Genomic DNA, 2,764 nt, shown 5'->3' on the forward strand with positions numbered 1-2,764 from the left:
CCCCATGAACAACCCCACCCACAACTTCCACATCAGCCTGGACCACCTAACCAACCTCCGCCGAGCCCTAGCCGACCTGGAAACCACCCTCGGCGCAGCCCACGCCCACCACTGGCCCACCATCGACCCCACCCTCCACACAGGCCCAGCGGCGTGGCGCGTAGATAAAGGAGACAGCGCCACATATGTATATGGACTGCTGAACGAAGCCAGCCCCCTCGGCGACACCCACGCAGACGTAGTCCACCGCCTCCAGGACTGGTACCACCGCATCCACGAAACGGTCACCGCCATGACGACCTACGCGGAACGAACCCACGCCGCCTACTCCGCCGCCGACGAAGCCGTCGCAGCCGCCGCCATGCAAGTCGCCGACGAAGGCTGCGCCCGAGAGGAGCGTTGGGCCAACAACCCAGGGCTCCGCACGCAGCTAGGCACACGGCCAGTCACCCAACTCGGCCGAGAGGCGAACCCGTGAGCGAATCCCAGTTCGCCTACAGCGGAATGACACTGGACGAGCTACGCAGCCTGGCCGCGTCACCCCAGGTCGGAACCATGCAGGCAATGCCCCAGTCGTTCCGAGCACTGGCAGAACGAGTAGGCGACGTCGCAGACCTACTGGCCCACGCCCAAGCCGACCTGCCGAACTGGTGGAGAGGCCCAGCCGCGGAACAGGCGGCGGCAACGTTGGGACGCGCCGCCACCGAGGCACGGGAGTTCCACGAGAGCGCACTAGGCGCCGCAACCGCCGTCGGCCGATGCGCCCAGATCGTTGCCGAGCAACAACATCAGATGATGAACGTCCCAGAGCTCCCAGAGCCCGGCATCACGGATGTGGTCAGACGCCCCACAACGCCATTTGAGGCACTTGAAGCCGCACGACAGGACGCCGCTTATCAGGCTGCGCATGAGCAGGCGGTTCAGGTGGTGAACGGCATTGCTGCCCAGTACGTCGAGACCCGTAGCCAGCTTTCGAATATCGGCGCCTTCCGCGCCGAAAACTTCACCCCCGAAACGACACCCCTGCCTCCCATTACGAATTCGGAGGAGGGATTTGACGGCAGCGCACACGCAACAGGGCCCAAAGAAGAAAAATATATCCAACTAGGCGAATCACGGCAAAGGCCAACCGCGGCTAGGATTAGCGCCAGAAGAGCTAGCATAAAAGATCGCCCTTTGACTTCGCCGAGAACGCCTAGGTACGCATCCGGCAAATTCGAGAGAAACACAACAGACAGCCAGGCTTTAAGTCGCACTCCACAAGAAACGGAAAATAGGCGCACAGTCAATGGCTTGGCGAATGGCCTTCCCGACGAAAGCCTTGGGTCAACACCCCCGGCCAAAACCGACGTCACCACAGGTGACATCACTAGCGGCACACCTTCGATCGGTGAGGACGCAGGGCCAAAAAAGCCTCGCCCTATTCACGAGCCTGCGGACACGCTTTCACCAGTCAGCAGCGCAGAACAGGAACCCGTCAGCGATGTCGTCACAGGCCGTTTAGGATTGGGCCACCCTCGGAGGTCGCCCTCCACTGTCGCAAAAATGACTAACCCAACCGTGCGCAGCGAGCGCCGGCCTACGGACGCTTTCGATGCCAGCCATGACAGCGCCCAGGATAGTACCGCTTCGCAACTTGGTTCAGACGCTCCCGCATATCAGCCTGACTTGCCGAGCAGCGATTATTCCGGAACTGTCCCTCCCTATAGCGGCGTAGGCCCCGTGCACCGCACACGTGACGAACGTAGCCCCCGCCCGGCCTACCTCAAAGAGCGAAAGAGCGCATGGCTACCCGACACGGTCGCAGTTCCCGCAGACGGCGTCATTACTCCGGAATGGCTCGAACATCACTAGGTCTAATCCTAGCCTTGGCGTCAATAAGCGCTGCCGGCGCGTCGACCGACAGTCAGTGGGCGCTTCGCTACCTTCAAGCAGGTAAGGTATGGAAAATCTCACGCGGCTTGGGCGCAGAAGTAGCAGTAATTGATACCGGCGTACAACCGAATAGTGATCTGGCAGCTAATCTTCTGCAGGGCGCAGACTTCTCAGATACAACCGGAGCTAGTATTGGTGATGGCCATATCGACCTAGATGATTACGGCCACGGCACTGGCGAAGCTACGCTTATCGCCGGCTCCGGCATACGGACGTTAGGGCTGGCGCCAGACTCAACTATTCTTCCGGTACGGGCTTCCGATGGAACCAGCTCCGGGCTCGTATTCGGCATCATTCCAGCCATCGAGTATGCCGTCTCACACGGGTCGCGCGTGATTAATCTTGCGCTCACCTTCAGCTTGGACGACCCTGGCATCCACCACGCGGTACAGGATGCGCTTGACCATGACGTCGTTGTGGTCGCTGCTATCGGCTCCGACGGCACGTCGCAGCAGTACTACCCAGCCGCCTGGCCTGGCGTGGTTGGCGTGGGGGCGATTGATAGTTCGGGGAATGTATGGAACCAGTCCGATACGGGTGCTGACGTGGCGTTAGTCGCACCCGGCGTCCATATCCTACGGGATGACAATCAGGGGCGGGTGGGGTATTCGGATGGGACTTCGGAGGCTACCGCCTATGTTTCTGCGGCGGCTGCTTTGGTGCGGAGTGCGCATCCGGGGTGGAGTGGTCCGCAGGTGGTTGCCGCTTTGGAGGCTACTGCTGATAAGCCTGCTGCTATGCGGGGGGCTGCTCGGGATGATCGGTATGGGGCGGGGATTTTGGATGTGTTGGCGGCTGTGCGGCTTGCGGTGCCGCCGGCTGTTGGGGG

The 2,764-nt window shown here is 61.4% G+C and carries 3 protein-coding genes; 2 read left to right on the top strand and 1 reads right to left on the bottom strand.

The features are described from left to right. Positions 1-478 (top strand): hypothetical protein (locus tag KGQ19_RS48225; protein ID WP_212022303.1); only part of this gene is annotated, 478 nt, incomplete at its 5' end. A gap of 254 nt (positions 479-732) precedes the next feature. Here the strand turns inward: KGQ19_RS48225 and KGQ19_RS48230 are convergent. Next, on the bottom strand, positions 733-1,071 hold the full coding sequence (locus KGQ19_RS48230; protein ID WP_212022305.1) for a hypothetical protein: 339 nt from the start codon (positions 1,069-1,071) through the stop codon (positions 733-735). An 890-nt stretch (positions 1,072-1,961) separates the two neighbouring features. Here KGQ19_RS48230 and KGQ19_RS48235 point away from each other — a divergent pair. Next, the coding region (locus KGQ19_RS48235) for a S8 family serine peptidase (protein WP_212022307.1) at positions 1,962-2,764 on the top strand (803 nt) is incomplete at its 3' end.

The organism is Catenulispora pinistramenti (genome assembly GCF_018274385.1).
GTDB lineage: Bacteria > Actinomycetota > Actinomycetes > Streptomycetales > Catenulisporaceae > Catenulispora > Catenulispora pinistramenti.